This window comes from Pseudomonas sp. JV245A (assembly GCF_032424515.1).
GTDB lineage: Bacteria > Pseudomonadota > Gammaproteobacteria > Pseudomonadales > Pseudomonadaceae > Aquipseudomonas > Aquipseudomonas protegens.
In genome coordinates this window covers 1-4,050 of sequence record NZ_VYKE01000263.1, presented here as the reverse complement: position 1 = coordinate 4,050, position 4,050 = coordinate 1, and the positions used below count along the sequence as shown (strand labels likewise).

Annotated in this window: 2 protein-coding genes; both read right to left on the bottom strand. The window is 68.1% G+C overall.

What is annotated here, in order from left to right; translation table 11 throughout:
* Nucleotides 1-4 precede the first annotated feature (4 nt).
* A complete protein-coding gene (gene fdhF / locus F6S12_RS30150) occupies nt 5-2,902 on the bottom strand; it encodes a formate dehydrogenase subunit alpha (protein WP_093407183.1) in 2,898 nt (965 codons plus the stop codon).
* A partial coding sequence (locus F6S12_RS30145; protein ID WP_315869718.1) for an NADH-quinone oxidoreductase subunit F occupies nt 2,899-4,050 on the bottom strand: 1,152 nt, incomplete at its 5' end. The genes F6S12_RS30145 and fdhF, both read right to left, overlap by 4 nt.

The following is a 4,050-nucleotide window of genomic DNA, read 5'->3' as shown; positions in this document are numbered from 1 at the left end:
GTGCTCATCGGCGCACCTCCGCCTTGCCGCCCCGGGAGCGGCCACGCTTGTCCAGCAGGCGATGCTGCTCTTCGCTGAATGCCTGGTAGCGCTTCTGCCATTCGGAAGGGTGGTAGACGCGGCTGACTTCCACCGCGGTGACCTTGTATTCCGGACAGTTGGTGGCCCAGTCGGAGTTGTCGGTGGTGATCACGTTGGCCCCCGACTCGGGGAAGTGGAAGGTGGTGTAGACCACCCCCGGTGCCACCCGCTCGGTGACCCGGGCCCGCAGCACGGTCTGCCCGGCGCGGCTGCCGATGCCCACCCAGTCGCCTTCGTTGATGCCCCGGCTCTCGGCATCGGTGGGGTGGATTTCCAGGCGGTCCTCGGCGTGCCAGGCGACGTTGTCGGTGCGTCGGGTCTGGGCGCCGACGTTGTACTGGCTGAGGATGCGGCCGGTGGTCAGCAGCAGCGGGTAGCGACCGTTGACCTTCTCGTCGGTGGGCACGTAGCCGGTGAGCATGAAGCGCCCCTTGCCGCGCACGAACTCGTCGATGTGCATGGTCGGCGTGCCGTCCGGCGCGGCGTCGTTGCACGGCCATTGCAGGCTGCCGTGGCGGTCCAGGCTGGCGTAGCTGACGCCGGTGAAGGTCGGGGTCAGGCGGGCGATCTCATCCATGATTTCCGAGGGATGGCTGTAGTGCATCGGGTAGCCCAGGGCCGCGGCCAGGGCCAGGGTGCCTTCCCAGTCGGCCTTGCCGCCCAGCGGTTCCATGACCTTGCGCACCCGGGAGATGCGCCGTTCGGCGTTGGTGAAAGTGCCGTCCTTTTCCAGGAACGAGCTGCCCGGCAGGAACACGTGGGCGAACTTGGCGGTTTCGTTGAGGAAGATGTCCTGCACCACCACGCATTCCATGGCCGACAGGGCCGCGGTCACGTGCTGGGTGTTGGGGTCGCTCTGGGCGATGTCCTCGCCCTGGCAGTACAGGCCCTTGAAGCTGCCGCCCAGGGCTGCTTCGAACATGTTGGGAATGCGCAGCCCGGGATCGGCCTGCAGGGTGACGTTCCAGGCCTGCTCGAACTGCTGGCGCACCGCCTGGTTGGAGATGTGCCGATAGCCCGGCAGCTCGTGGGGGAAGGAGCCCATGTCGCAGGAACCCTGGACGTTGTTCTGCCCTCGCAGCGGGTTCACGCCCACCCCTTCGCGGCCGATGTTGCCGGTGGCCATGGCCAGGTTGGCGATGCCCATGACCGAGGTGCTGCCCTGGCTGTGCTCAGTGACCCCCAGGCCGTAGTAGATCGCCGCGTTGCCGCCGGTGGCGTAGAGGCGTGCGGCGGCACGGATATCGGCGGCGGGCACGCCGCAGATGGCGCCGAGCACTTCCGGCGAGTTGTCCGCGCGGCTGACGAAGGCGCTCCACAGGGCGAAGGCCTCGGGCTCGCAGCGGGCGCTGACGAACTCCTGGTCGACCAGCCCTTCAGTGACGATCACATGCGCCAGGGCATTGAGCATGGCCACGTTGGTGCCGGGGCGCAGGGCCAGGTGCAGCTCGGCGCGGGCGTGCACCGAGTCCACCAGGTCGATGCGCCGCGGGTCGATGACGATCAGCTTGGCCCCTTCACGCAGGCGGCGCTTGAGCTGGGAGCCGAACACCGGGTGGGCGTCGCTGGGGTTGGCGCCCATCACCAGGATCACGTCGGCCTGCATCACCGAGTCGAAGCTCTGGGTCCCGGCGGATTCCCCCAGGGTCTGCTTGAGGCCGTAGCCGGTGGGCGAGTGGCAGACCCGGGCGCAGGTATCGACGTTGTTGTTGCCGAAGGCCGCCCGCACCAGCTTCTGCACCAGGTAGGTTTCCTCGTTGGTGCAGCGGCTGGAGGTGATGCCGCCGATGGAATCGCGGCCATATTTGAACTGGATGCGCCGCAGCTCGCTGGCGGCGTAGGTCACTGCTTCGTCCCAGCTGACTTCCTGCCACGGGTCGCTGATGTGCTTGCGAATCATCGGCTTGGTGATGCGATCCGGGTGGGTGGCGTAGCCCCAGGCGAAGCGGCCCTTGACGCAGGAGTGGCCGTGGTTGGCCTGGCCGTTCTTGTCCGGAACCATGCGCACCAGCTGGTCGCCCTTCATCTCGGCGCGGAACGAGCAACCCACCCCGCAGTAGGCGCAGGTGGTGATCACCGCCCGCTCCGGCTGGCCCATCTGCACCACGCTCTTTTCCATCAGGGTGGCGGTGGGGCAGGCCTGCACGCAGGCGCCGCAGGACACGCATTCGGAGTCCAGGAAGTTGTCGCCACCGGCCGCCGCAACCCGGGATTCGAAGCCGCGGCCGCTGATGGTCAGGGCGAAGGTGCCCTGGGTTTCCTCGCAGGCGCGCACGCAGCGGTTGCAGACGATGCACTTGCTCGGGTCGTAGTCGAAGTAGGGGTTGGAGGTGTCTTTCTGATCCTGCAGGTGGTTGGCGCCGTCATAGCCGTAGCGCACTTCCCGCAGGCCCACCTGGCCGGCCACGGTCTGCAGTTCGCAGTTGCCGTTGGCCGAGCAGGTCAGGCAGTCCAGAGGGTGGTCGGAGATGTACAGCTCCATCACGTTGCGGCGCAGGGTCGCCAGTTTCGGCGTTTGCGTATGCACCACCATGCCTTCGCTGACCGGGGTGGTGCAGGAGGCCGGGTAGCCGCGCATGCCGTCGATCTCCACCAGGCACATGCGGCACGAACCGAAGGCTTCCAGGCTGTCGGTGGCGCAGAGTTTGGGAATGGTGGTGCCCATCAGGGCCGCGGCGCGCATCACCGAGGTGCCCTGGGGCACGCTGATGCTGCGCCCGTCGATGTTCAGGCTGACCTGCACCTGGCTGTCGCGGGCCGGGGTGCCGAAGTCCACGGCATTGAGATCGATGTCTGTGGCTGGGTCGAAAAGAGTGATCATTGCTCGGCCTCCGAGGGCGCCAGACCGAAGTCGGCGGGGAAGTGCTTCAGGGCGCTGGCCACCGGGTAGGAGGTCATCCCGCCCAGGGCGCACAGCGAGCCGTATTGCAGGGTGTCGCACAGGTCCTTGAGGATCAGCGCCTGCTCATCGCGGCGGCCTTGATCGGGAGCGGCCAGCAGGCGATCGATGACCTCCACGCCGCGGGTCGAGCCGATGCGGCACGGGGTGCATTTGCCGCAGGATTCCTCGGCGCAGAACTGCAGGGCGAAGCGCGCCATGCGGGCCAGGTCCAGGCTGTCGTCGGCCACCACCACGCCACCGTGGCCGAGCATCGCGCCCATGGCGGCGAAGGCTTCGTAATCCAGCGGCGTATCGAACTGCGAAGGCGGTACCCAGGCGCCCAGGGGGCCACCGACTTGCGCCGCCTTCAGTGGCCGGCCACTGGCGGTGCCGCCGCCATAGCCTTCCACCAGCTCGCGCAGGGTCAGGCCGAAGGCCCGCTCCACCAGGCCGCCATGGCGCACGTTGCCCGCCAGTTGGAAGGGCATGGTGCCCAGGGACCGGCCCATGCCGTAGTCGCGATAGAACGGCGCGCCCTTGGCCAGGATCAGCGGTACCGAGGCCAGGGTCAGCACGTTGTGCACCAGGGTCGGCTGGCCGAACAGGCCTTGCAGCGCCGGGATCGGCGGCTTGGCGCGGACGATGCCGCGCTTGCCTTCCAGGGAGTCCAGCAGAGCGGTTTCCTCGCCGCAGATATAGGCCCCGGCACCGACCCGCACCTCCATGTCGAAGGCCTGGCCGCTAGCGCCGGCATTGGCCCCGAGATAACCGGCATCCCGGGCGATGTCCAGGGCTTCGCGCAGGGTGGCCACCGCCTGGGGATATTCCGAGCGCACGTAGATATAGCCGTAGCTGGCGCCGACTGCGATGCCGGCAATGGCCATGCCTTCGATCAGCAGGAACGGGTCGCCCTCCATCAGCATGCGGTCGGCGAAGGTGCCGGAGTCGCCTTCGTCGGCGTTGCACACCACGTACTTCTGCTGCTGCGGCGTGTCGCGCACGGTGCGCCATTTGATCCCGGCGGGGAAGGCCGCGCCGCCACGGCCGCGCAGGCCGGAATCGAGCACCGCGGCCACGGTCTGCTCGCC

Bases quoted from the DNA above. Each gene is read 5' to 3' on its own strand.
- fdhF (WP_093407183.1), bottom strand. From the start codon at position 2,902: ATGATCACTCTTTTCGACCCAGCCACAGACATCGATCTCAATGCCGTG.